Origin of the sequence: Pseudonocardia yuanmonensis (genome assembly GCF_039542425.1) — a bacterium.
GTDB classification, from domain to species: domain Bacteria; phylum Actinomycetota; class Actinomycetes; order Mycobacteriales; family Pseudonocardiaceae; genus Pseudonocardia; species Pseudonocardia yuanmonensis.
On record NZ_BAABIC010000021.1, the window covers coordinates 101915 to 125011 of the forward strand.

Consider the following 23097-nt stretch of genomic DNA (forward strand, 5'->3'; position numbering starts at 1 on the left):
CGCGGCGGGCTCGGCGGCGGCGGGGGATCCGGTCCGATCCTCGCAGAACCGGACCTCGTACGGGGTGCAGAGCGACGGACGCCATGCACATCACGGGACACGGTGGGGGACCATGGACGGGTGAGCGCCGACCCGACCCCCGCCCCGCAGGGCCCGTCGCAGGGTCCCTCGCAGGGGCCACCGGCCAAGCCGCCGCGCGGCTCGCTGCGCGTGCGGGACATGCTGATGGCCCTCGCGGTGCTGCTGGTGGTCGTCGCGGTCGGCGGCGGGGTGCGCTCCTGCTCCTTCGCGCCGGCCGGCCCGACGATCGACCCCGGCTCCGCGCCGACGGTCGACGCGCCGGCCCGCCTCACCGAGTTCGCGCGGGCCTCCGAGTTCCCGCTGCGGGTCCCCGCCGTCCCGCGGGGCTGGCGGAGCAACTCCACCGACCGCAGCCCGGTCGACGGCGGCGGCACCGCGGTCCGGGTCGGGTACCTCACCCCGGAGGGCAACTACCTGCGGCTCGTGCAGAGCGACGGCGCCGAGGAGGCCCTGGTGGCCACGGAGGCCGGTGGTCCGCTGGCCGGCACCGGGGTGACGGACGCCGCGGGCCTGCGGTGGGTGGTCTACCAGGCGGAGGGCGGCGAGCCCTTCCGCGTCGCGACCGCGCCGGACGACCCGCAGGTCCGCTGGCTGGTGACCGGCAGCGGGACGGACGCCGACTTCGCGGCCCTCGCGCAGGCCACCGTCGCCGGGCAGGTCCTCCCCGCGGGCGCCGAGCAGAACTGAGCCCTCCGCCGCACCGGCAGGTGGGCCTGCGGCCGACGGCCCGGGCCCGTGCCCGGGTCAGTCCTCGGCCTCGGCGTCCGCGAGGGCCTTCTCGACCCGCTCCCGCGCGCCGGCCAGGCACTCCTCGCACCGCTTCGCCAGCGCCTCGCCGCGCTCCCAGAGCGCGACGGTCTCGTCGAGGCCCAGCCCGCCCGCCTCCAGGGCGCGCACGACCTCGACCAGCTCGTCGCGGGCCTGTTCGTAGCCGAGGGTGCCGACCGCGGGACGCTCACTCATCGCGACCATCCTCCACGGCCGCCGCGACCGTCCCGTCGCCGACCCTGATCCGCAGTCGGTCGCCGGGTGCGACCTCGGCGGTCGACCGCAGCACCGGCAGGATCTCGCCCCCGGTCATCCGCTGCACGATCGCGTAGCCGCGCGCCAGCGTCGCCGCCGGGCCCAGCGCGGTCAGCCGCGCACGGAGGTGCGCGACCTCGGTGCCGTCCCGCTCGACCCGTCGCTCCACGGCCGCGCGGGTCGCGGCCCGCAGCCGCTCCAGCTCCTCGTGCCGGCGGGCCATGTCGTGCAGCGGGTCGGCGAGCACGGGCCGGACCCGCAGCGCGTCGAGCATCCGCTGTTCGCGGTCGACCCAGCCGTGCAGGGCACGCCGCCCGCGATCGCGCAGGCCGGTGATCCGGGCGATCTCCTCGGCCAGGTCCGGCACGAGCCGGCGGCCGGCTTCCGTGGGGGTGGAACAGCGTAGATCGGCGACGTGGTCGACGAGCGGGGTGTCCGGCTCGTGCCCGATCGCCGACACGACCGGCGTGCGGCAGGCGGCGACGGCCCGGCACAGCGTCTCGTCCGAGAACGGCAGCAGGTCCTCGACGCTGCCGCCGCCGCGGGCGAGCACGATCACGTCGACCGCCGGGTCGCGGTCCAGGATCTCCAGGGCCTCGACGATCTGCGCGACCGCCAGCCCGCCCTGCGTCGCGGTGTTCTCGATCCGGAACTCCACCGCGGGCCAGCGGGCCTGCGCGTTGCTGACGACGTCGTGCTCCGCCGCCGACGCCCGGCCGGTGATCAGGCCGATCCGCTGGGGCAGGAACGGCAGCCGGCGCTTCCGGGCGGGATCGAACAGCCCCTCCGCGGCCAGCAGCCGCCGCAGCCGCTCGATCCGGGCCAGCAGTTCACCGAGCCCGACGGCGCGGATCCGGTCCACGCGCAGGCTCAGCGTCCCGCGGCCGGGGAAGAAGGAGGGCTTGCCGTGGACGATCACCCGGTTGCCCTCGGCGACCACCTCGCGCTGCTCGGCCACCAGCGCCATCGGCGCCGTGAGCTGCAGCGACACGTTCGCCACGGGATCGCGCAGGGTCAGGAACGCGGTCCCGGTGCCGGCCCGTGCGGTGACCTGCGCGAGCTGGCCCTCGACCCAGACCGCGCCCAGCCGGTCGATCCACTCGGCGATCTTGCGGGTGACCGTGCGGACCGGCCAGGGCGCCTCCTCGGTCGACGGGCCGGCGCTCATCCCTCCTGGACCGTGCTGATCCGGTTGGACAGCATCGTCACGAACGGCGGCCGGTTCTCGTGCGAGGTCTCCCAGATCAGCAGCGCCTGCAGGCCGGCCAGGTCGAGCTTGCGCAGCTTGCCGCGCAGCTGGTGCAGGTTCAGGCCCGGGTACTCGGGCAGCACGGCCGGCGGGGTGTCGGCCTCGTCGCCCAGGGTGCGGTCGGCGATCTGCTCGATCGCCGCGCTCGCGGCGGTGTCGCCCGGCTGGGCCAGGTGGTCACCTTCGACGGTGTCCTCGAGCCGGCCCTCGACGAGGTACCCGGCCGCGTCCCCGACATCGCCCTCGACGACCGGCGCGGACTCGCCGGCGGACTCGACCTCCGCGCCCGGCGCGGGCACGAGGTCCGTGCTGGGGGAGATCGGCGACGCGGGGGTGTGGCCGTTCGTCGCGGTGTCGTCCGCCTCGTCGTCGAAGGTCGCCCACGAGGGCGTCTCCGGGGCCTGGCCGAACGCGCCGAGGGCCTTGTCCCCCTTGATCGCGAGCTCGGTGACCTTCTGCTGCACGCGCATGGACGCCTGCAGGGCCTGGCTGACCGCGGTCACGGGGAACTCGACGACCAGTCGCGGCAGCTCGCGGACCTGCTCGACGGCGGTGGCGGCCAGGCCGGCGGCGATCCGCACCGGCATCGGTAGCGGGCTCATGACCGCATTGTCCCCCGTGATCGGCGCCGCCCGCAGCACGGGGCGGGTCACCTCACCCACATCCGACGGCGGCCGGGATCGGGCGCCCGTACCCTGGGCGTCATGAGTGGTACCGCCGGAACGGACGGCAAGCGCGTCCTCGTCGCGAAGCCCCGCGGGTACTGCGCGGGGGTGGACCGCGCGGTGGAGGCGGTCGAGCAGGCGCTCGAGCAGCACGGGGCGCCCGTGTACGTGCGCAAACAGATCGTGCACAACAAGCACGTGGTGGAGACGCTGAGCGAGCGCGGCGCGGTCTTCGTCGACGAGACGACCGACGTGCCGGAGGGCGCGATCGTCGTCTTCTCCGCGCACGGCGTGTCCCCCGAGGTGCGGGACGAGGCCAAGGCGCGCTCGCTGCAGACGATCGACGCGACCTGCCCGCTCGTCACCAAGGTGCACCAGGAGGCCAAGCGGTACGCCCGCGAGGACTACGACATCCTGCTGGTCGGGCACGCGGGCCACGAGGAGGTCGAGGGCACCTCCGGCGAGGCCCCCACCCACATCCAGCTGGTGGAGAGCGCCTCCGACGCCGACAAGGTCACCGTGCGGGACCCCGAGAAGGTCGTGTGGCTCTCCCAGACCACGCTGTCGGTCGACGAGACCATGGACACCGTCCGCGCGCTGCGGGACCGCTTCCCGACGCTGCAGAACCCGCCGAGCGACGACATCTGCTACGCCACCCAGAACCGCCAGGTCGCGGTCAAGGCGATGGCCCCGCACTGCGACCTCGTCCTGGTCGTCGGGTCGCCGAACTCGTCGAACTCGGTGCGGCTGGTCGAGGTGGCCCTCGGCGCGGGGGCGGGGGCCGCGCATCTGATCGACTACGCCCGCGAGATCGACGAGTCGTGGCTCGAGGGTGTGCGCACGGTCGGCGTGACGAGCGGGGCCTCCGTGCCGGAGGTGCTGGTCCGCGGCGTGCTGGACTACCTGGCCGAGCGCGGCTGGGAGTCGGTCGAGGAGGTCACGACCGCCGAGGAGACCCTGACCTTCGCCCTGCCCCGCGAGCTGCGCCCGAGCCGCGCCGCCCGCTGACCGGCGGCTCGTCCTCCCCGTCCTCGGGGAGGTCGCGGTCCGGGCCGCGCACGCCGAGGCGGCCGAGCCGGCTCACGGCGTCGTGCGGCCCGGTGCGCTGTACGGTCAGCCGCAGCAGGCCGATCAGCAGCGTCAGGCCGGTGGCGACCGCCATGATGGGGAAGCCGTTCACCAGCGGCGCCCCGACCATGAGCACGGTCTCGGTCAGCCCGGGTCCGGTGTCGCCGACCAGCAGCACGATCGCCGGCACCAGCACGACGACCAGCAGTGGCGGCTGCACCGTCGGGCCGAAGAGGTTGCGGCGGCGGACCCAGCCCACCGCGAGCACGCAGCCCACCACGTAGGTGATCCCGAAGACCACGCCGAGCGTGCCGATCCGCAGCACGTCGACGAACACGCCCAGCGCGGTCAGCACCACCGCGAGCGCGATCGCGGCCAGCGGCGGGATGCCCAGCACGGTGGCGAGCGCCGACCGTTCGGTGACCGGCCAACCGCCGGAGGACCGCGGGGAGGGGTCGCGGGACGTCACCCGGTCACGGTAGCCCGTGGCCCGTCCGGCCCTGCGTCGCGCATCGGCCGGGCGCCGCCGGCGTCGCCCTCCCGGGTCATCTCCCGGTGCGACTCGCGCGCCCCGGCCTCGGGCACCAGTTCGTGCAGGGCGATCAGCGACTCGCCGGCGGAGGCGACGAGCTCCGGCGCGGACACCGCCCGCGGCACGCGCTCGACCGGGCTCAGCGCCTCGAGGTCGCCCTCGGACACCTTGAGCTCGGTGAGCCGGCGCGCGGTGACCAGCACCCGCGCCTCCAGCGAGGAGACGGTGCGGTTGTAGCTCTCGACCGCGCCGTCGAGGCTGCGCCCCAGCTTGGCGACGTGCGTGCCCATCGTGGCGAGCCGGCCGTGCAGCTCCCGGCCCAGCTGGTGCACCTGCGCGGCGTTGCGCGCCAACGCCTCCTGCCGCCAGCCGTAGGCGACCGTCCGCAGCAGCGCGATCAGCGTGGTGGGGGTGGCGATCACGACGTTGCGCGCGAAGGCGTGCTCCAGCAGCGCCGGGTCCGCGCGCAGCGCCGCCTCCAGGAACGGGTCGCCCGGCACGAAGAGCACCACGAACTCCGGCGTCGGTTCGAACGCGGCCCAGTAGGCCTTGCCGGACAGCTGGTCCACGTGCGCCCGCAGCTGCCGGGCGTGGGACTGCAGCTTGTCGCGGTGCACGGCCGGGTCCTCGGTCTCGACGGCCTCGAGGTACGCCGCGAACGGCACCTTGGCGTCGACCACGACCTGCTTGCCGCCGGCGAGGTGCACGACCATGTCCGGCCGCACCCCGCCCTGGCCCTCGGCCGCCCCCTCGCCGCTGACCTGGGTGGAGAAGTCGCAGTGCTCCACCATGCCCGCGAGCTGCACGATCCGCTCCAGCTGCAGCTCGCCCCAGCGGCCGCGGACCTGCGGCGCGCGCAGGGCGGTGACCAGCTGCCGGGTCTCCCCGCGCAGCTTCTCCGAGTTCTGCGCCATGGCCTTGACCTGCTCGACCAGGCCCGCGTACGCCGCCTCGCGCTCGCGCTCGACGGTGCGCAGCTGGCCCTCCACGCGCTGCAGCGCCGCCGCCATCGGGTCGAGCAGCCTGCCGATCGCGGTGGCCCGCGCCGCCTCGTCCTGCTCCGCCTTGGCGTGCAGGGCGGCGGCGGCCTCGCGGATCCGGCCCTCCGCCAGGCTGACGAACTGCTCGTTGTTGCGGGACAGCGCCTCCGCCGACAGCGCCTGGAAGGTCTCGCGCAGCTCCGCGTCCCGTGCGGTGAGCAGCCGCTCGCGCTCCAGCGCCGCCTCCCGCTCGCCGGCCAGCGCGGCGCGGGTGGCCGACACGTCCGACTCCGCGCGGCGCAGCCGCTCGGTGGCGGTGCGCACCTCCTCGTGCAGCTCCTCGATGCGCTCCAGCAGGCCCGTGCGCTCGGCCTTGAAGGCGGCGGCCTCGGCCCGGGCGCCGGCCGACGCGGTGGCGGTGGCCCGCGCGGCCTCGGCCGCGGCCACCCGGTGCCGCGCCCCGGCCAGCAGCCACGCCAGCCCGCCCCCGAGCGCCAGCCCCAGCAGGAGCCCGGCGAGCAGGAGCGGCAACGCGTTCGAGAGATCCACGATCAGCAGGGTGCACCCGACCCCCGACAATTCCGCGCACCGGCGCGCGTCCCCTCCGGAACCGCTCGCCGCGCGGGTCACACCACCTCCGACCATGAGCGAACGGCGCTCTCGCTCACTAGCTGTGAGCGAGAGCGCCGTTCGTTCAGAAGGGGCGGCGGTGTTGAGCGAGCGGCACCCTCGCTCACTAGATGTGAGCGAGAGCGCCGTTCGCTCAACGGGTCGGCGGGGTCGGCGGGTTTCGGCGGGTTCAGCGGGTCTCGCGGTCGAGCAGGGACCGCTTCACCGGGAGGCCCCAGCGGAAGCCGCCGAGCGTGCCTCCCGTGCGCAGCACGCGGTGGCAGGGCACGAAGAGCGCGGCGGCGTTGCGGGCGCAGGCGGAGGCCGCGGCGCGCACGGCGGGCGGGCGGCCGGCCTTCGCGGCGAACTCCGTGTAGGTCACCGGTCCGCCCGCGGGGACCTGGCGGAGCACCTGCCAGGCGTGCTCCAGGAACGCGCCGGACCGCTGCCGGACCGGGACACCGTCCACGGCGGACAGGTCGCCGGAGTAGTAGGCGCGCACCGCCTCCGCGGCGGCGCCGCCGTCGCCGGCCTCCACGGTGGACGGCCGGATCGCGGTGTGCACGAGGGGGACGAGGTCGCCGAGGTCGGCGGTCCAGCCCGAGGCGAGGACGGCCCCGTCGTCGGCGACGACCAGGGTGAAGGGGCCGTCCGGGGTGTCGAGGGTCGTGTGGGTGGTCATGAGGTCCTCCCGAGGGTCGGGGTGGCGGTGGCGCGCCAGAGATGGGTGGCGGCGTACGACCTCCAGGGCCGCCAGCGGGCGGCGTGCCGGGCCAGGCCGTCCATGTCGGACGGCAGGCCCAGCGCCGCGGCCCCGCGGCGGACGGCGAGATCGGACACCAGGGGTTCGTCGGGGTCGCCGAGCAGCCGCATCGCGACGTAGCCGGCGGTCCAGGGGCCCACGCCCGGCAGTGCCGCCAGGTCGGCACGCAGCGCGGCCGGGTCGCGTCCGGCGTCGAGCACGAGGGTGCCCGAGGCCACGGCGGCCGCGAGCCCGGCGAGGGCCGCGGCGCGGCGGGCGGGGCCGCCGACCGTCTCGGCGACGTGCTCCGCGAGCCGGTCCGCGGACGGGAAGAGCCGGTCCGGACCGCCGCCGGCCAGCTCCGGGGGCAGCGGCTCGCCCAGGGCCGCGACGAGCCGGGCGCCGGTCGTGCGGGCTGCGGGGACCGAGACCTGCTGGCCCAGCAGGGCCTTGACCGCGATCTCGAGCCCGTCGGCGGCACCGGGCAGCCGGATCCCGGGCGTCGTCGCCACCGAGGGCGCGAGCGCGGGGTCCCGGGCCAGCAGCTCGTCGACGGCGACCGGGTCGGCGTCGAGGTCGAGCAGCCGGCGCAGCCGCGCCACCGCGGGGCCGAGATCGCGGGGCTCGGTGAGCCGCAGCTCGGCCCGCACGTGGCCCGGGGTGCGGTCGCCCAGCCGCAGCGCGACGGCGGCCGGGCCGTGCGGCAGCCGGAGCGTCCGCCGGTAGACCCCGTCCTCGACGGACTCCGACCCGGCCAGCGCGCGGCCTGCGAAGTGGGCCAGGAGCCCCTCGGCGTCGAACGGCTCGCGCTGCGGCAGCCGCAGACTCAGCGTGCCGGCGACCGGCGTCGGCCCGCGTCCGGCGGACTCCCGGCGCAGCACGCTCGGCGTGACCGCGTAGACCTCGCGGACGGTGTCGTTGAACTGGCGGACGCTCGCGAAGCCCGCGGCGAACGCGATGTCCGCCATGAACATCGGCGTCGTCTCGATGAGCAGGCGGGCCGTGTGGGCGCGGTGCGCCCGCGCCAGGGCGAGGGGGCCTGCGCCCAGCTCGGCGGTGACGATCCGGGTGAGGTGGCGTTCCGAGTAGCCCAGCGCGGTGGCGAGGCCGGCGACCCCGGAGCGCTCGACGACGCCGTCGGAGATGAGCCGCATGGCCCGGGCGGCCAGGTCGGACCGGCTGTTCCAGTCCGGCGAGCCGGGCACGGCGTCGGGCAGGCAGCGCCGGCAGGCCCGGTAGCCCTGCTGCTGCGCGGCCGCCGCGGTCGGGAAGAACTCGACGTTGCGGCGCTTGGGTGTGGTCGCGGGGCACGAGGGCCGGCAGTAGATGCCGGTGGTGCGCACCGCCGTGATGAAGACGCCGTCGAACCGCGCGTCGCGCGCGGCGACGGCCCGGTAGCAGCGTTCGGTGTCCAGCACGGGGACGACTCTGCCACCCCGGGGAAGCCGGTTCTCGCGGGAATCGGACACGTGCGTGAGAGGGCTCTCCTCCGGCTCTCATCCGCCGGTCACCCGTCCCGACCGGCATGGTCGCCGTGCGCCGTCTCCCGCTCCTCGTCGCCGGATCCGTGCTCGCCGCCCTCGTGCTGGTGTTCGCGGGGGTGCTGCTGCTCGGCGGCCGCGGGGGCGCGCCGACCGGTGTCGAGCTGGCGCCGATCAGCGTGCCGCCGGCCGGGCCAGCGGGCTCGCCGGCGCCGACGGCGACCCCGGACCCGGGCGGCACCGTGCCTCCGCCACCCGCGGGCGACCGGGACGACGACACCGACGACGACACCGATGACGACATCGACGGGGCCGACGACGGGGCCGACGACGCAGGGGAGGACCGGGACGACGGCCCCGGCGACGATGACGACTGACGCCGCCGCACGTCCGGTTCGGGATAACGGTCCGGTTCCCCCGTCCCCGCCGGAGCCCCCGATGCCGCCCGCCCGGCCCGCCGCCCGACGGCGCGCACCCGGATCGTCGGCTGGGTGCTGTTCCTGGTCCTGGCCTCGCTCGGTGTGGTGACGCTCGTGACCTGGCGGCTGCTCGTCGCGGAGACCGACCAGCGGATGGACGAGTCCCTGCGCAGCGAGGTCGGCGAGTTCGCCCGCATCACCGGGTCGGGGCTCGACCCGGCGACCGGGCTGCGGTTCGCCTCCGTGGACGAGGTGCTGCGCACCGCGATCACCTACAACCTGGCCCGCCCCAACGAGAAGTTCCTCGGCTACGTCGACGGCGCGTTCCGCTGGGAGAGCCGCCAGCAGGCGCCCGTGCTGCTGCGCGAGGACGCCCGCTTCACCGCGCTCGCCGGCACCGTCACCGCGCCCACCGGGGGCACCTACGACAGCGCCGCCGGCGAGGTCCGCTACCTCGCCGTGCCCGTGGAGCCGGCCGGGGACCCGGCCCGCGGCGTGGTCGTCGTCGCCTACTTCGCGGACCAGGAGCGGGAGTTCGCCGATCGCGCCGCGCTGCTGATGCTGCTGGTCGGCGTCGGGACGACGGTGCTGGTGGCGGCCGGGGCGTGGCTGGTCGCGGGCCGGATCCTGCGGCCGCTGCGCGCGGTCACCGCGACCGCCCGCACCATCACCGACACCGGCCTGTCCGGCCGGATCCCGGTGCGTGACGGGCCAGACGACGCGATCGGCGAGCTCACCCGCACGGTCAACGCGATGCTCGACCGCGTCGAGTCCGGAGTGGACGCGCAGCGGCGGTTCGTCGACGACGCCGGGCACGAGCTGCGCACCCCGATCACCATCGTGCACGGGCACCTCGACGTCCTCGACCCGGCCGACCCGGTCGACGTCCGCGACACGGTGCGGCTGGTCGACGACGAGCTGGACCGGATGAACCGCATGGTCACGGATCTGCCGCGGACCCGCAGCCGGGCCTCCCGGCCCAGTTCGCGCAGCACCGCGTCGACCCGGGCCAGGCCGGGCAGCCGCGGGTCGTGCGGCCAGGCCCACAGGCCGACCCGCAGGCCGTCGGACTCGAGGACGGTGGCGCCGTCGGGGATCGGGCCGGTGCAGGACACCACCGTGCGGCGGGTGCCGTCGGCGAGCGCCACCGCGTCGCGGACGACGGCGGAGCCGGCGGGCTGCACGGACACCGTGACGGGGCGGGCCGAGCGGAGGGTGGTGCCCCAGGCGTCGGAGGCGGCGGCGAGCAGGCCGAGCGAGGCGGGGCCGGTCAGGGGCGCGGCAGGGTTCACGGTCCGACGGTGGGGGACCGGCGTGGCCGCCCGGTGAGACGCCGATGAGAACCCTCTCATTCGTCGGACGCGACCCCGGTCAGCCCAGGCGCCGGTCAGCCCAGCCGGCAGAGGTCCCCGTCGAGCAGGCCCGTCCCGCAGGCGAGGCGGATGCTCGCGCGGGTGTCGGGGGACAGGCGCTCGGCGACCGCCTGCCGCGCCCGCTCGCGCCGTGCCTCGCCCCGGCGGGGCTCCGCCACGGCGCTCTGCCGGTGGGCGACGGGCACGGGCCGGGTGACGGCGGGAGCCGGCGCCGCGACGGGCTGCGCCGCCGCCGCGATCGCGGGAGTGAACGCGATCGCGGCGAGCGTGCCACCGTCGACGATGCCGGCTCCCGCGGGTTCGGGAGCCGTGACGGGCGCGGCCTCCGTAGCGGCGGCCGTGGTCGTGGCGGGGATCGCGGTGAAGGTCGGCAGCGGCACCGGCGTGCCCGCGGCGGACAGCGACACCGCCGTCATCGTGCTGCCGGACAGCGCCGCCAGCACCGTCCCCGCGATCGCCGTCCGTCCCACCGCAGCCGTCCCCACGCCCCGCCCCTCTCGTCGTCCGGTACCGGGTCCATCGCGGCGGATCGGCGGGCGTTAGCCCGGACGGAGCAGCGAAACCCGATCGGGTGGTGGTGCCAGCACCACCCCGGACCCGCGGGCAGCACCGCTTCCGCTCGACAGGCTCGCCGGATGTATCTCGCGCCCCGGTCGGAGAAGTCTCTTGATCTGACGGCCGGACGCCCCGGTCGTCGGGAAGGACGTCATGCGCCCCGCCGACCAGGCCACCCCGACGGAGGAGCCCTCCGCCCGGATCGACCGGCTCGCCCGTGCGGCCGCGACCGGCGACCGCCGTGCCTGCGAGGACCTGATGGCGGCGGTGTACCCGCCCGTGCTGCGCTACTGCCGCGTGCGGCTCGCTCAGGGCGCCGGCGACGCGACCTCGGCCGAGGACATGGCCCAGGACACGATGATCGCCCTGATGAAGGCGCTGCCGAAGGCGGACCTGGACTCGGGCCCCTTCCTGGCGCTGGCGTTCACCATCGCCCGCAACAAGATCGTCGACACGGTCCGGCGGCGCGGGGTCTCGCGCATCGACCTGACCGACCAGGTGCCGGACAGCGTCTCCACCGCCGACACCCCGGACGAGCTGAGCGTGCGCGCCGAGCAGGCGCGCATGGTGCAGCGGCTGCTCGGGCGGCTGCCCGAGCGGCACCGCGACGTGCTGCGGCTGCGGCTGATCGAGGGCCTGTCGGCGGCCGAGACCGCCGCCGTGCTGGGCTCGACGCCCGGTTCCGTGCGGGTCACCCAGCACCGCGCCCTGACCTCGCTGCGGCGCTACCTTGCCGAGCGGCCGGGCGCCCACGGGCAGCGGCAGAGCCCCGAGCTCGCCGCCGTGTGATCCGTCCCGCCGGGTCCGGTACGAGGGGTCCGGAGCCGGCGGGACGGGACGACTACCCTGGACGCTCGTGTCCCTCACCCTCGGCATCGTCGGGCTGCCCAACGTCGGCAAGTCGACCCTGTTCAACGCGCTGACGCGCAACGACGTGCTCGCCGCGAACTACCCGTTCGCCACGATCGAGCCCAACGTCGGGGTGGTGCCGCTGCCGGACGCGCGCCTGGAGAAGCTCGCCGAGATGTTCGCGTCGGCCAAGGTCGTGCCGGCCACGGTCTCGTTCGTCGACATCGCCGGGATCGTGAAGGGCGCCTCCGAGGGTGCCGGGCTGGGCAACAAGTTCCTGGCCAACATCCGCGAGTCGGACGCGATCTGCCAGGTCGTGCGGGTGTTCTCGGACGACGACGTGGTCCACGTGGACGGGAAGGTCGACCCGGCCGCGGACATCGAGACGATCTCGACCGAGCTGATCCTGGCCGACCTGCAGACGCTGGAGAAGGCGATCCCGCGGCTGACCAAGGAAGCCCGGATGCAGAAGGACCGCCGGGAGGTCCTCGCCGCCGCGGAGGCGGCGGCGGAGATCCTGAACTCGGGCCGCACACTGTTCCAGGCGGGTGTGGACCCGGGTCCGCTGCGCGAGCTGACCCTGTTGACCACCAAGCCCTTCCTCTACGTGTTCAACGCCGACGAGGGCGTGCTCACCGACGAGGCCCGCAAGAAGGAGCTCACGGACCTGGTCGCGCCCGCCGAGGCCGTTTTCCTCGACGCCAAGGTGGAGTCCGAGCTGCTGGAGCTCGACGAGGAGTCGTCCCGCGAGCTCCTCGAGTCGATCGGGCAGCCCGAGCCGGGCCTGTACTCGCTAGCCCGCGCCGGCTTCCGCACCCTCGGCCTGCAGACCTACCTCACCGCCGGGCCCAAGGAGGCCCGCGCCTGGACGATCCACCAGGGCGACACCGCCCCGCAGGCCGCCGGCGTGATCCACTCCGACTTCGAGAAGGGCTTCATCAAGGCCGAGATCGTCTCCTACGACGACCTCGTCGAGGCCGGCTCGATGAACGCCGCCAAGGCCGCGGGCAAGGTCCGCATGGAGGGCAAGGACTACGTCATGCAGGACGGCGACGTGGTCGAGTTCCGCTTCAACGTCTGACCTAGGGCTGTTTCGCCTGGTCAGCCCGCTATGCCGCTCCGTCGTTCGTCAGCTGTTCGTCAGTAGGCGTGTAGACCTCGCCGAGCATCGCTGCTGCAGCGGCGCGCGTGCGGTCCTCGGCGGTGGGCCAGAGGTGCGCGTACGTGTTGAGCGTGACGGTCGCGCTGGAGTGCCCGAGGGAGCGCTGGACCGTCACGACGTCGCAGCCCGCGGCGATCAGGCCGGACGCGTAGAAGTGCCGGAGGTCGTGCAGCTTGGTCGTCGGGCAGCCCGCAGCCGTGCGTGCCTTCCGCCACCAGTAGCCCACGGTGTTCTGGTGCGGCGGGTTGCCGTTCTCCCCGTGGAAGAGCCAGCGGTCGGTACCCCGTCCGGGTAGACGGGCGATGTGCCCGCGGACGACGGTCACGAGGCCGTCGGCGAGGTAGATCGTCCGCTCGCTGCCGTACTTGGGAGCGCGGATCTCGACCCCGCCGCCGCGCTCGCGCTGGACCTGGCGGTGCACGACGAGCCGGCGCTCGTCGAGGTCGAAGTCTCCGACCTTGAGCGCGGCAGCCTCGCCGAGCCGGAGCCCCGCGAAGGCGGCCAGCGCCACGAAGGTACGGAAATCCCTGTCGGCCGAGTCGAGCAGCGTGCGGACCTGGGCGGCGGTGGGGAGCTGCATGGCGGCGTCCGCGCGTCGTGCTCGCGGCAACCGGACGCCCTCGCCGGGATCGGCAGCGATCACCCGGTCCTTGACCGCTCCGCGCAGTGTGGCCCGCACGTTGTTGAAGCGGGTCCGGATTGTGCCGGGAGCCAGGCCCGGCGGCTGTCCAGGGCCGCGGTCCACCGTCTGCATGTGCTTGACCCAGGCCTCGACATGGGAGCGCAGCAGCGACCGCATCGGGACGTCCCAGAAGGTCACCGAGCGCGCGGCGAGACTCATCGCGCGTTCGGTGCCCGGAGCCCAGAGCTGCCGTGCGGCCCAGCGCTCGAAGTACTCTCCGAAGGTGACCCGGCCGGCGTTCGGGTCCACATAGTTGCCGCTGACGAGCGCAGTGGTCTGTTCGTCGAGCCACCGTTGCGCGTCGGTCTTCCGCTTGGTCGTGCGGGTGATCTGCTTCCCGCCCGGGAACGGCCGGTACTGCGCCTGCCATCGTCCGTCGGGCAGCTTCCGGATGCTGGCCACTACACAGCCTCATGGACAAGCGAGTCGACCCACGCACGGACGTCCTGGGGGCGGTAGCGAACGTGGCGGCCGACCCTGATGCCACGAGGTCCGTAGTTGCGGCTGCGCCACTGGTAGAGCGTCTGGACTGGTACTCGGAGGAACTCGGCGACGTCCTTGATACCCCAGAGCTGCTCGGTCATGACGTCCTCCTGGTCGTACGCAGTTCTCGGATGCGTTCGGCGTGGGCGATGGCGAGTTCGCGGTCGGCCTGGGTGTGGTGGCCGATGCCGACGAGGTGCCAGTCGTTGACGACGAGAACGGGCTCGTCGGCGGGGTGGCCGAGCTGGTCGAGCTGCTCGGCGAGCCGCCAGGCGCGGCGCTCGTGCCGGATGGTGCGGAAGGTGGTGGAGTAGGCGCGGCTCTTGGTGAGAAAGTGACCGCGGAAGCCGAGCATGTGGGCCCACTTGCGCAGGTTCAGCTCCGCGTACTTCTCCAGGCCGCCGAGGTGCCAGGCGGTCTCGATGAGCAGCCGGTGGTGATTAGCGAGGGTCATGCGCTCGAGGTGAGCCAGTGACCGAATGGGCCGGTCGGGATGACCCTCGGTCTTACCGGTGCCTTGGTGGCGTACTTGGCGATGTAGCCGGCCAACCGGCTGTCGGTGATCTCCCCGGTGTCGTCGGTGACGGCGTCGTGAGCGGTCGGGGTGATCTCGCGCAGGTCGAGCTGCGCGCCCCACCGCAGGCGCAACGTTGTCCCGTCGGGCCGTTCGACGTCGAGGGCGGTCGCAGTCGTGGCCTCCTGGATCGCGCCGCGGAGGCTCTCGCCGTCGATGCCGGCCGGTGGCGGGTCGGTGGGCCCGTCGGGGCCGTCGAGGCGGAGGGCGGCGTGGAAGTGGACGAGACCGCGGCGTTGGTACTCGGCCACCTTGGCGTAGGACAGGCGGGCGACCTGGGCGAAGCCGCGGCCGGAGACGCCGAGCCGGGCGGCGAGGGCCCGGCGCAGGGCGATGGCGAAGCGGTGCCACAGCTTCCCGGCGTGGGCCTGCCAGAGCACCGCGGCCTGGTAGTCGTAGCTGTCGTGGTCGACGGCGCCGCCGATGTTCGGGTCGTTGGCCCGGTGATGGGCCCCGCAGGAGCACGGGATCACCCGGCCGCGGGCGGTAAGTCGTCGAGTGTGGACCGGCCCGAACGACGGCGCGGTCAGGGTCAGGAACACCCGAGGCCGGTCGGTGACCGAGGCCGGGATGCCGCGCTCTTGTCCGGCGAGTCCGGCGCGGATGAGGTGGAAGGCGTCGGCGGCGTAGCGGTCCGAGCAGGCCGGGCAGACGGTGTCGCGGCGGTTCCCGCACGGCGCCCAGACCTCGCCGGAGCGCTGGGCCAGGACGCGGCCGTCGGTGGTCGTGATGGTCGAGGAGCCGCGCAGCCGGACCGGGTGGGCGCAGCCGCCGGTGGCTTCCATGCGGGCGCGCCAGGCCGGGTAGTCGAAGGCGCGCAGACGGTTGCTTAGTTCCAGGTCGGTCATCGGGCGTACACCTCGTGCTCGTGTTCGATCTCGACCGGGTCCGCGACGAAGCCGTGGTGACGGGCCAGGCGTTCGGCCCCGGCGCGGTAGGAGCGGGCGCGCCCGACGACGTCGCCGGCCTCGGTCTCGACGAGGTAGGCCCCGTCCTCGCGGACGATCGAGCCGGAGAAGCCCGCCGCCCCGCAGGTGACCAGCCCCAGGCCCGGCCGGACGACGTCGACGTGGACCAGCACCCGATCCCCGGGCGCCGGCCCGCTCGCGGCGGTGGCCGGGATTTCGATCGCGGTTGCGGCCTCGGGCTCCGGGTGGCCGTCGACGGTCACGGTGACCCGGGAGCCGTGGACGAGGCGGCCGGCGGTGAGGAGCTGGTGCACGGTGGCCGCCACGTCCGGGCGGGCGGGGATGGCGTGCTCGGTGGCCCGGGTGCCGAGGTGGCGGGTGTGCACGGTGTCGTTGATGCCGACGAGGACGAACCCGGGGTCGGCGGCCTCGCGCAGGACGCGGTCGGTCAGGTCGTCGTCGAAGAACAGGTCCTGACCGGCGATCTCCCGGCGCGGGCGGGGGAGCGGGCTCATCGGGTCCACCACCAGGCGTAGCGGGCTTCGCTGCCCCACTCGGCGGCGAGGGCGCGGGTGGTCTGCCACTCGACCAGGGCGGCGCCGACGACCGCGGCCCAGAACCAGCCGGAGCCGGTGCCGAGTGCGAGCCAGAGCACCCCGAGGACGGCGGCGAGCGCGATGGTGATCTTGAGCCAGGTCGCGGCGCCCATCCGGTGACGGCCCACATCACGCCGCCTCCCCATCGCTCAGATCGGACGTAATTGCGCGCAGCTCCGGCGGCGCGGGCGGGGCGCAGTGGGCGACGAGCTCGTCGATTTCGTCGTCGGTGACCAGGGCGGCGCGGAACCGGATCGGGAGCCGGGAGCGTTGGTCGATCACGTAGCCGATCCCGGCGTGGGCCTCGTCGCCGGGGATCTCGTCGGCCAGCGCCCCACGTTCCCGGGCCCCGTCACCGAGGACCATGTCGACGTGCGAGGCGGCGGTGACGCCGAGGCAGATCCGGGTGGTGAACAGCTCCCGGACGTCGACGACGTCCTTGGTCGGTTCCTGCACGTAGCCCATCACCGAGGTCAGGCAGGCCCGGCCCTGGGTGAGGATCTCGGCGAGCAGTCGCAGGGCTTCGCGGACGTCGTTGCGTTCGCCGTAGGCGGTGAGCATCGCCATCTCGTCGATTACGACCAGGTCGAGCGGGGTTTCGGTGCTGGCGTCGAGGCGGCGCAGGCCGTGGTCGGCCATGTGCTGCTGGCGGGCCTTCATCTCGTCCCGGACGTCGGTGAGCAGCGTGATCGCCTCGGCGGCGGTGGTGGCGTGGCGGTGGAACAGCGGCACGCCGCGGCGGGTCTCGGCCCCGCCCTTGAGGTCGATTACGTGCACCCGGACCAGGCCGTCGCGGATGGTCGGGCCCATGGCGCGCAGTGGGGACCAGATCAGCGAGCCCTTCCCCGAGCCCGATGCTCCGGCCACCACGACGTGCCGCCCCGGGACGCCGAAGGTAAAGGGGTGGCCGTATTCGTCCTCGCCGACCGGGAGCGCCGTCAGATCCACCGATGCCGCCGAAGCCGGGATGGTGGGCGCCGGGATGGCGAACCGGAACGGCATGTCCCGCTCGACGACGACGGTCAGCACCCCGGGCCGGTGGCGGGTGACAGCTACTCGGTGGGCGCCGAGGGCGTCGGCGAGCGGTTCGGTGCGGCCGGCCCAGAGCGTGAGGTCCTGACCGCGAGTGAGCCGGATGCGCAGGGTGTCGATCGATGGTGTCGCGGAGCGGACGCGCAGCACGCGGGGGGCGTCGATGTGTCCGGTGTGGTGGTTGGTCTGGGCGAGCCCGCAGTCGGCGAGCAGCGCGGCCCAGCGCCGGCCGCGGTAGGTGGTCCAGCGGCGCCAGGTCGCGCGCAGCGCAGGGGCGGCGAGGCGGTCGAACGACGGCGGGTGCAGCCGACCCCAGACCACGACCACGAGCGCCACCGCGGCGACCGCGAGCACGGTCGGCAGGGCGCCGACGAGAACCGCCGCAGCGATCAGGGCGGCCGGGACGAGGGCGAACAGCGGGTGCCGGACCAGCCAGGCCAGGCCGCGGAACTCGCCACCGACCCGGCGGGCAGAGTGGCGGACGACGTCGTGGCGGGCGCGGTGATGGCGCAGGGACGGACGGTGGACGGGGCGGGCCATGATCAGACTCCCTTTGCGGATGGCGAGCTGGGCCAGACGCAGGCCCTCGGCGACCCCGGCGCGCCAGGCCTGCTCGGTCGGGATCTCCGGGGCGGTGGCGTGCAGGAACCGGCGGCGTTCGCGGTCGAGGCGACGCACCAGGCGGCCGACGCCGTGAGCGGGCCGGCGGACCCGACCGTGGCTGGCGCGGGCGGTGGTCAGCGGCATAGCGACTCCTCAGGCGCGGATGCGGTGCAGGGAATCCCGGTGCCGTGGCAGCCGGGACAGACGCCGTCCCCGGGACAGGCAGGGCAGGGCCGGGAGTCGCCGGCGCCGGGATGGGTCTCGGCGGTGGTGCCGTAGCCGTCGCAGGTATTGCACGAGCCGGAGTCCGTGCAGTCAGGACAGGTGCTCATCGGCTGGCCTTCCTTGGTGGGGGCGTGTTTCGGGCAGGGGGCAGCCACTGCCGAATTGCTGCGATTTCGCCGATCAGAAGGGGGTCGGCCGCCCCGTGCCCGAGAGAGCGGCCGGATCAGGCCGCGGGGGATGGGCCGTCACGTCAGGCCCGGGGAGGGTGCTACTTGTCGCCGGAGGGACGCGGAGCCGGGGCGGCGGCGTGCTTGATACCCATCGCCCGCCAGGCGAGCCCGGCATTGACCCGCCCGGCGCTCTCGATCTGGTAGGGGCTGACCCGGGCGTCGAGCAGCTCGACGCGAGCGTCCTCGCCGAAGTCCGGGCCCGGGTCGGTCGCCAGGGTCACCTTGATCTCCTCGCCCTTCGGGGCCCACTCACCGGGCTTGACCCGCAGCTTCGCGAACAGCGAGATCGTGAACTGGGTGGCGCCGTCCTTGTCGGTCACCGGCACCTGGGCGCCGTTGGCGTCCTCGCGCATCTTCGGGGCGGGCGGCTCGACGACGGTCAGCTTGTAGCCGCCGAGGTTGACGGGGATGTCTCGCATCGGGTGGACCCTCCGAGTCAGATTGAGCTATCTCTATCGGGCTCGCCTAGTGGAGCATCGCTGCGAGCCAGCTGTCAAACAGAGATAGCTCTATCGCTCGGATGGCATAGGGCTAGCCTTGACGGTAGGTACGAAGCGATCTGACCTTGCTACAGGTTTCCGCTGGTCAGCGGGCACCGATGACGGAGGTGACGTGGCGAGCGGCTACCGGGACGTCGCTGACGCTCTGCGGTCGGCGATCGAGGCGGGGGAGTACCCGCCGGGCTCGACCCTGCCCAAGCAGGACGAGATCGCCGCGCGCCACGAGGTCAACATCCACACCGTGCGTAAGGCCGTCGCCCAGCTCGAAGCCGAAGGCCTGGTGACGCCCATCCGCCGCCGAGGCACAGTGGTGCGGGCGCGGCCGCCGATGCGCCGGCTTGGGACCGAGCGCTACGCCAAGAGCCGCTGGAAGTCCGGGATCATCGGCTTCTCCGCTGACCGTGAGGCCTCGGGCGTACCGTGGAAGCCGGGCGATCAGACTCAGACCATCAGCAAGGTTCCCGCTGACCACACCATCGCGAAGGCGCTCGACGTCGAGCCTGGCGCGAAGGTCTACGAGCGCGCCCGTCTGGTCAAGGACGACGGCCAGCCGACCCACACCCTCGCCAGCTACTACCGTCCCGAGGACGTCGAGGGCACCCCGATCGTTGACCCCACGCCCGGGCCTATCCCCGGCGGAGGTGGCTTCGGCGTGCTCACCTCGAAGGGCATGGAGCCCGAGAGGATGACCGAGACCATCCACTCACGGATGCCCACCCAGGACGAGATTGAGACCCTCGAGCTGCCCGCGGGAGAGCCGGTGATGATCCTGGAACGCCAGACCTTCACTGCCGACGGCCGCTGTGTGGAGTTCGCCCGCGGAGTCCACGCCGCCAGCCGCTTCTCCTGGACCTACACCTTCAAGATCCCCGACTGAGCCATGTCGCGCACCAGCTCCGCCCTCGACGACCCCGAGATCGCCCACGCCGTCGAGACTCTGTGGAACTACCACCGCCTCGACACCGGCACCGACACCCGCAGCGACGTCGGCATCGGCCTCGGCAGCCACGACGTCTCCGTTGCCACCACCACCGCCGAGCTCTACCACCGCGGCCTCTTTCCGCTGATCGTCTTCACCGGCGCCAACGCCCCCACCACAGTCGACCGGTTCCCGCGCGGCGAGGCCGTGCACTACCGCGAGCACGCCATCGAACTGGGCGTCTCTGCCGACGCGATCCTCGTCGAGGACCAGGCCACCAACACCGGCGAGAACATCACCCGCACCCGCGAGCTGCTCGCGGGCACCGGGCACCAGGTGCACGCGGTGACCCTCATCAGTCGGCCGTACCAACAGCGCCGAGCCCGTGCCACCTGCCGCAAGCTGTGGCCTGAGGTCGAGGTCGTCACCGCTGGCGCGCCGATGGAACTGCGCGCCTACATCGCCAGCATCGGCGACGAGCACCGCGTGATCTCCATGCTCGTCGGCGACACCCAACGCATCGAGGTCTACGCGGAGCGCGGATTTTCGGCGCCCGAACAGGTCCCCGCCGAGACCCGAGACGCGATGACCCTGCTCATCGCGCGCGGCTACACCGACCGCCTCCTCGCCGGCTAGCCAAGATCACGAAGCTGATCACACCTAGGCATCACGATCCGACGGCTCCGGAGCCGGCAAGTCCGAGTGGTTCGACCCCGCCCGGTCAATGACGGCCGAGCAGGTTGTCCGACACGTGCTGGAGGTGTCGGCGCATCTCCGCTTCGGCGCCGTCGGGGTCGCGGTCGCGCAGCGCGTCGACGATCGCGGTGTGTTCGTCGTGGTAGCAGCGGCGCCGTTCCGGAGTGGAGGTGCGGCGCTTGAGGGTGCCCCACACCGGCAGGGCCCGGGCGGTGTTGAGCACGTCGAACATGTTCATGAGCAGCCCGTTGTGCGCGGCCTTGGCGATGGCGCGGTGCAGTTTGGCGTCCCAGGACTCGAAGCCCTCGAAGTCGTCGCTGGCGCCGCCGCCGGCGAGGCACTCGCCGATCCGGTCGAGGTCGGCCTGGGTGCCCACGCGCGCGGCGAGCGCTGCGACTTGGGGCTCGAGCAGCAGGCGCACCTGCATGATCTCGGCGGGGCTGGTGTCGGCGGGGGCGCCGTCGACCTGCGCGACGGCGGCCTCGGTGAGGAAGGTTCCGCGTCCGACGTGACGGATGATTACCCCGTCGCGCTCGAGGACCTCCAGCGCGCGGCGAATCGCGCCGCGGGGGGCGGACAGCCGCTCGACCAGGGCACGCTCGGTGGGCAGCTTCGAGCCCGGGCCGAGGCTGCCGTCCTGAGTGCCCTCGCTCAGCAGGGCGCGTAGGGACTGCTCCACCGTCTGCATGCACCCACCATAGCCGCTGGGTGCAACCAATCAAGACCAATCACGCCGGGGTTGGTCACGCGAAATTTGGGGTCGACAGCGGTGGCGATGCGGCGTACGGTCGGCACCCGACCTGATTGGTTCGATTGGTTCAGATTGGTGCGGCGATGAAGCTGGTGACCTTTTCCACCGAGGCCGGCCCTCGAGTTGGTGTGGTGGATGCCGACGCGGGCGAGGTCCGCGATGTGAGCGAGCTGCTCCCTGCGGGTGCGGGTGTGCTGGAGGTGATCGAGGACTGGGCTGAGTGGGAGCTCGTGCTGGCTGAGCGCACACCGAAGCTGTCGGCCCGGCCGCTGGAGTCGGTGCGGCTGCTCGCCCCGATCCCGGTGCCGCGGCGCAACCTCTTCTGCGTCGGCAAGAACTATCGCGAGCACGTGGCGGAGTTCGGGCGCTCCGGCTACGACCAGCCCGACCGCTCGGAGGAGCTGCCGGAGTACCCGGTGGTGTTCTCCAAGGCGACCACCTCGGTGACCGGGCCGTTCGACGACATCCTGTCGCACCAGGGGGTGACCTCGGAGCTGGACTACGAGGCCGAGCTCGGGGTCATCATCGGCCGCGGTGGACGCGGGATCTCGCGCGAGGCGGCGTTCGACCACGTGTGGGGCTACACCATCGTCGACGACTTCACCGCCCGTGACCTGCAGCGCAAGCACAAGCAGTGGCTGCTGGGCAAGTCGCTGGACACGCACTGCCCGATGGGCCCGTACGCGGTCTCGGCCGACGAGATCGACGACGTGACCGCCCTGCAGGTGCAGAGCTGGGTCAACGGCGAGGCCCGGCAGTCCGCCCCGGTCAAGGACCTGATCTTCGACATCCCGGAGCTGATCGCCACGATCTCGGCCGGGATCACCCTGCAGCCCGGCGACATCATCGCCACCGGCACCCCCGCCGGGGTCGGGATCGGCTTCGACCCGCCGAAGTTCATGGTTTCCGGCGACGTCGTCGAGATCGCCATCACCGGCCTGGGCCGCCAGCGCAACCGCATCGCCTGACCGCATCGCCTGACCGCATCCCAAGACACGCAGCCGGCACACGCAGCCGACACGAAACATTCGCAGACGAGCCACGAGGAGAGTTGTGAAGGTCAACGGCAAGGAACTGGCCGTCGAGATCGCCGGCGAGGGCCCCGCGGTCCTGTTCGTGCACGGGCTCGGCGGGACCTCGAACTTCTACCAGGTCCAGGCCGACGCGCTCGTCGGCTCGCACACCGTCATCCGGGTCGACTCCGCCGGCGCTGGTCGCTCCGAGCTTGCCGACGGGATCACCATCGAGTCGCACGCCGACGACCTGGCCGGCGTGCTCGACCAGGCCGGCGTCGCGTCGGCGCACGTGGTCGGGCACTCGATGGGCACCCTGGTGGTGCGGGCGTTCGCCGCGAAGTACCCGGAGAAGGTCAGCTCGCTGACCCTGCTCGGCGCGGTCCGCGAACCCGCCGAGGCCGGTCGGCAGGCCCAGCGGGACCGGGCCGCGGTCCTGCGGGAGAAGGGCACCGCCGCAGTGGCCCCCGGCGTCGTCGCCAACGCGGTGTCCGAGACCACCCGCACCGAGAAGCCCGAGGTCGCCGCGTTCGTCCGGGAACTGGTCATGCGCCAGGACCCGGAGGGCTACGCCCGCAACTGCGAGGCGCTGGCCGCCGCCACCGACCCCGGTCCGGTCGACCCGGCGCTGCCGCTGCTGCTGATCACCGGCGACGACGACAAGGTCGGCCCGCCCGAGGCCACCCGCGAGCTCGCCGACGCCCACGGCTCGGCCACCGTCGAGATCCTGCCCGGGGTCGGGCACTGGACCGCCCTCGAGGCCGCCGGCCCGGTCACCGACCACCTGCGCAAGTTCCTCTGAACCCACCACACAGCACCACAGGCACCAGCACGACCCGTCACATCACCAAGCCTCAAGGAAGAGGAGGGGCACCGTGCCCACCACGACCAGCAAGATCCTGTTCCGCGACGTCTCGATCCTCGACTCCACCGGCGCCGACCCCTACCGCGGGGACGTGCTGGTCGAGGGCGACCGCATCGCGGCGGTCGGCACCGTCGACCCCGCCCGCGCCGACGGCGCGCGTGTGGTGGAGGGCCGCGGCCGGACGCTGATGTCCGGGCTCTGCGACGCCCATACGCACTTCTCCTGGAACAAC

27 protein-coding genes and 1 pseudogene are annotated in these 23097 nt (G+C 73.6%); 11 read left to right on the plus strand and 17 right to left on the minus strand.

The annotated features are described in order from the left end of the window. Nucleotides 1–120: 120 nt before the first annotated feature. On the plus strand, nt 121–768 hold the full coding sequence (locus ABD990_RS26165; RefSeq protein ID WP_345383403.1) for a DUF4245 domain-containing protein: 648 nt from the start codon (nt 121–123) through the stop codon (nt 766–768). 57 nt (nt 769–825) lie between these two features. Here ABD990_RS26165 and ABD990_RS26170 read toward each other — a convergent pair whose 3' ends face one another. The 3 genes from ABD990_RS26170 to ABD990_RS26180 are packed head-to-tail and all read right to left on the minus strand — an operon-like array spanning nt 826 to nt 2955. Continuing rightward, nucleotides 826–1044 (minus strand): exodeoxyribonuclease VII small subunit, encoded by a 219-nt coding sequence (locus ABD990_RS26170; protein ID WP_345383404.1) that lies wholly within the window; start codon nt 1042–1044, stop codon nt 826–828. Continuing rightward, the gene (gene xseA, locus ABD990_RS26175; RefSeq protein WP_345383405.1) at nt 1037–2272 is read right to left on the minus strand and encodes an exodeoxyribonuclease VII large subunit; all 1236 of its coding nucleotides are present in this window, start codon (nt 2270–2272) and stop codon (nt 1037–1039) included. Before xseA ends, ABD990_RS26170 begins: the two co-directional genes overlap by 8 nt. Further along, entirely contained in the window at nt 2269–2955 is a 687-nt protein-coding gene (locus tag ABD990_RS26180; RefSeq protein ID WP_345383406.1) for a lipid droplet-associated protein, read from the minus strand. Before ABD990_RS26180 ends, xseA begins: the two co-directional genes overlap by 4 nt. A 102-nt stretch (nt 2956–3057) precedes the next feature. Between ABD990_RS26180 and ABD990_RS26185 the strand changes: the two genes are divergently transcribed. Further along, nucleotides 3058–4026: a 4-hydroxy-3-methylbut-2-enyl diphosphate reductase gene (locus tag ABD990_RS26185; RefSeq protein ID WP_345383407.1), complete on the plus strand. Its 969-nt coding sequence runs from the start codon at nt 3058–3060 to the stop codon at nt 4024–4026. On the opposite strand, the gene ABD990_RS26190 is transcribed toward ABD990_RS26185, so the two are convergent. From ABD990_RS26190 to ABD990_RS26205, 4 genes are all read right to left on the minus strand, one after another. Beyond that, nucleotides 3956–4555 carry a DUF6542 domain-containing protein gene (locus ABD990_RS26190; RefSeq protein WP_345383408.1) on the minus strand — a complete coding sequence of 200 codons (600 nt, stop codon included), beginning with the start codon at nt 4553–4555 and terminating at the stop codon, nt 3956–3958. The two genes, ABD990_RS26185 and ABD990_RS26190, sit on opposite strands and share 71 nt — an antisense overlap. Then, entirely contained in the window at nt 4552–6147 is a 1596-nt protein-coding gene (locus tag ABD990_RS26195; RefSeq protein WP_345383409.1) for a DNA recombination protein RmuC, read from the minus strand. The genes ABD990_RS26190 and ABD990_RS26195 overlap by 4 nt, the downstream gene beginning before the upstream one ends. Nucleotides 6148–6397: 250 nt before the next feature. Further along, on the minus strand, nt 6398–6889 hold the full coding sequence (locus tag ABD990_RS26200; RefSeq protein WP_345383410.1) for a methylated-DNA--[protein]-cysteine S-methyltransferase: 492 nt from the start codon (nt 6887–6889) through the stop codon (nt 6398–6400). Next, on the minus strand, nt 6886–8367 hold the full coding sequence (locus ABD990_RS26205; protein ID WP_345383411.1) for an AlkA N-terminal domain-containing protein: 1482 nt from the start codon (nt 8365–8367) through the stop codon (nt 6886–6888). Before ABD990_RS26205 ends, ABD990_RS26200 begins: the two co-directional genes overlap by 4 nt. Before the next feature lie 116 nt (nt 8368–8483). Between ABD990_RS26205 and ABD990_RS26210 the strand changes: the two genes are divergently transcribed. Together ABD990_RS26210 and ABD990_RS26215 are read left to right on the plus strand one after the other, a co-directional pair. Further along, a complete protein-coding gene (locus ABD990_RS26210; protein WP_345383412.1) occupies nt 8484–8807 on the plus strand; it encodes a hypothetical protein in 324 nt (107 codons plus the stop codon). 114 nt (nt 8808–8921) lie between these two features. Further along, complete coding sequence (locus ABD990_RS26215) at nt 8922–10178, plus strand: histidine kinase dimerization/phospho-acceptor domain-containing protein (protein WP_345383413.1); 1257 nt, start codon at nt 8922–8924, stop codon at nt 10176–10178. A gap of 58 nt (nt 10179–10236) precedes the next feature. On the opposite strand, the gene ABD990_RS26220 is transcribed toward ABD990_RS26215, so the two are convergent. Further along, nucleotides 10237–10692: a hypothetical protein gene (locus tag ABD990_RS26220; protein WP_345383414.1), complete on the minus strand. Its 456-nt coding sequence runs from the start codon at nt 10690–10692 to the stop codon at nt 10237–10239. 238 nt (nt 10693–10930) lie between these two features. On the opposite strand from ABD990_RS26220, the gene ABD990_RS26225 reads away from it, so the two are divergent. Together ABD990_RS26225 and ychF are read left to right on the plus strand one after the other, a co-directional pair. Continuing rightward, nucleotides 10931–11566 (plus strand): sigma-70 family RNA polymerase sigma factor, encoded by a 636-nt coding sequence (locus tag ABD990_RS26225; RefSeq protein WP_345383415.1) that lies wholly within the window; start codon nt 10931–10933, stop codon nt 11564–11566. 67 nt (nt 11567–11633) lie between these two features. Further along, nucleotides 11634–12707, plus strand: a complete 1074-nt coding sequence (gene ychF, locus ABD990_RS26230; protein WP_345383416.1) for a redox-regulated ATPase YchF — start codon at nt 11634–11636, stop codon at nt 12705–12707. 28 nt (nt 12708–12735) lie between these two features. Here the strand turns inward: ychF and ABD990_RS26235 are convergent, their stop codons facing one another. The 8 genes from ABD990_RS26235 to ABD990_RS26270 all read right to left on the minus strand — a co-directional run bounded on the left by ABD990_RS26235 (nt 12736) and on the right by ABD990_RS26270 (nt 18540). After that, the gene (locus ABD990_RS26235) at nt 12736–13872 is read right to left on the minus strand and encodes a tyrosine-type recombinase/integrase (RefSeq protein WP_345383417.1); all 1137 of its coding nucleotides are present in this window, start codon (nt 13870–13872) and stop codon (nt 12736–12738) included. Beyond that, nucleotides 13872–14054 (minus strand): helix-turn-helix transcriptional regulator, encoded by a 183-nt coding sequence (locus ABD990_RS26240; protein WP_345383418.1) that lies wholly within the window; start codon nt 14052–14054, stop codon nt 13872–13874. Before ABD990_RS26240 ends, ABD990_RS26235 begins: the two co-directional genes overlap by 1 nt. Next, nucleotides 14051–14407, minus strand: coding sequence for a replication initiator (locus tag ABD990_RS26245; RefSeq protein WP_345383419.1), 357 nt, complete (start codon nt 14405–14407; stop codon nt 14051–14053). The genes ABD990_RS26240 and ABD990_RS26245 overlap by 4 nt, the downstream gene beginning before the upstream one ends. Further along, on the minus strand, nt 14404–15375 hold the full coding sequence (locus ABD990_RS26250; RefSeq protein ID WP_345383420.1) for a replication initiator: 972 nt from the start codon (nt 15373–15375) through the stop codon (nt 14404–14406). The genes ABD990_RS26245 and ABD990_RS26250 overlap by 4 nt, the downstream gene beginning before the upstream one ends. Beyond that, nucleotides 15372–15950: a hypothetical protein gene (locus ABD990_RS26255; protein WP_345383421.1), complete on the minus strand. Its 579-nt coding sequence runs from the start codon at nt 15948–15950 to the stop codon at nt 15372–15374. Before ABD990_RS26255 ends, ABD990_RS26250 begins: the two co-directional genes overlap by 4 nt. Then, nucleotides 15947–16144 carry a hypothetical protein gene (locus tag ABD990_RS26260; RefSeq protein ID WP_345383422.1) on the minus strand — a complete coding sequence of 66 codons (198 nt, stop codon included), beginning with the start codon at nt 16142–16144 and terminating at the stop codon, nt 15947–15949. The genes ABD990_RS26255 and ABD990_RS26260 overlap by 4 nt, the downstream gene beginning before the upstream one ends. Before the next feature lie 16 nt (nt 16145–16160). Further along, entirely contained in the window at nt 16161–17810 is a 1650-nt protein-coding gene (locus ABD990_RS26265; RefSeq protein ID WP_345383423.1) for an FtsK/SpoIIIE domain-containing protein, read from the minus strand. 349 nt (nt 17811–18159) lie between these two features. Then, nucleotides 18160–18540, minus strand: a complete 381-nt coding sequence (locus tag ABD990_RS26270; protein ID WP_345383424.1) for a hypothetical protein — start codon at nt 18538–18540, stop codon at nt 18160–18162. A gap of 193 nt (nt 18541–18733) precedes the next feature. On the opposite strand from ABD990_RS26270, the gene ABD990_RS26275 reads away from it, so the two are divergent. After that, entirely contained in the window at nt 18734–19498 is a 765-nt protein-coding gene (locus ABD990_RS26275; RefSeq protein ID WP_345383425.1) for a GntR family transcriptional regulator, read from the plus strand. A 3-nt stretch (nt 19499–19501) separates the two neighbouring features. Next, complete coding sequence (locus ABD990_RS26280) at nt 19502–20176, plus strand: YdcF family protein (protein WP_345383426.1); 675 nt, start codon at nt 19502–19504, stop codon at nt 20174–20176. Nucleotides 20177–20261: 85 nt separating this feature from the next. Here the strand turns inward: ABD990_RS26280 and ABD990_RS26285 are convergent, their stop codons facing one another. Next, on the minus strand, nt 20262–20924 hold the full coding sequence (locus ABD990_RS26285) for a FadR/GntR family transcriptional regulator (protein ID WP_345383427.1): 663 nt from the start codon (nt 20922–20924) through the stop codon (nt 20262–20264). Nucleotides 20925–21070: 146 nt separating this feature from the next. Between ABD990_RS26285 and ABD990_RS26290 the strand changes: the two genes are divergently transcribed. The 3 genes and pseudogenes from ABD990_RS26290 to ABD990_RS26300 form a co-directional block, all read left to right on the plus strand. Further along, the gene (locus tag ABD990_RS26290) at nt 21071–21955 is read left to right on the plus strand and encodes a fumarylacetoacetate hydrolase family protein (protein ID WP_345383428.1); all 885 of its coding nucleotides are present in this window, start codon (nt 21071–21073) and stop codon (nt 21953–21955) included. 85 nt (nt 21956–22040) lie between these two features. Continuing rightward, the gene (locus ABD990_RS26295; protein ID WP_345383429.1) at nt 22041–22802 is read left to right on the plus strand and encodes an alpha/beta fold hydrolase; all 762 of its coding nucleotides are present in this window, start codon (nt 22041–22043) and stop codon (nt 22800–22802) included. Between the two features lie 73 nt (nt 22803–22875). Continuing rightward, a pseudogene (locus tag ABD990_RS26300) lies at nt 22876–23097 on the plus strand (amidohydrolase family protein); the annotation flags it as partial.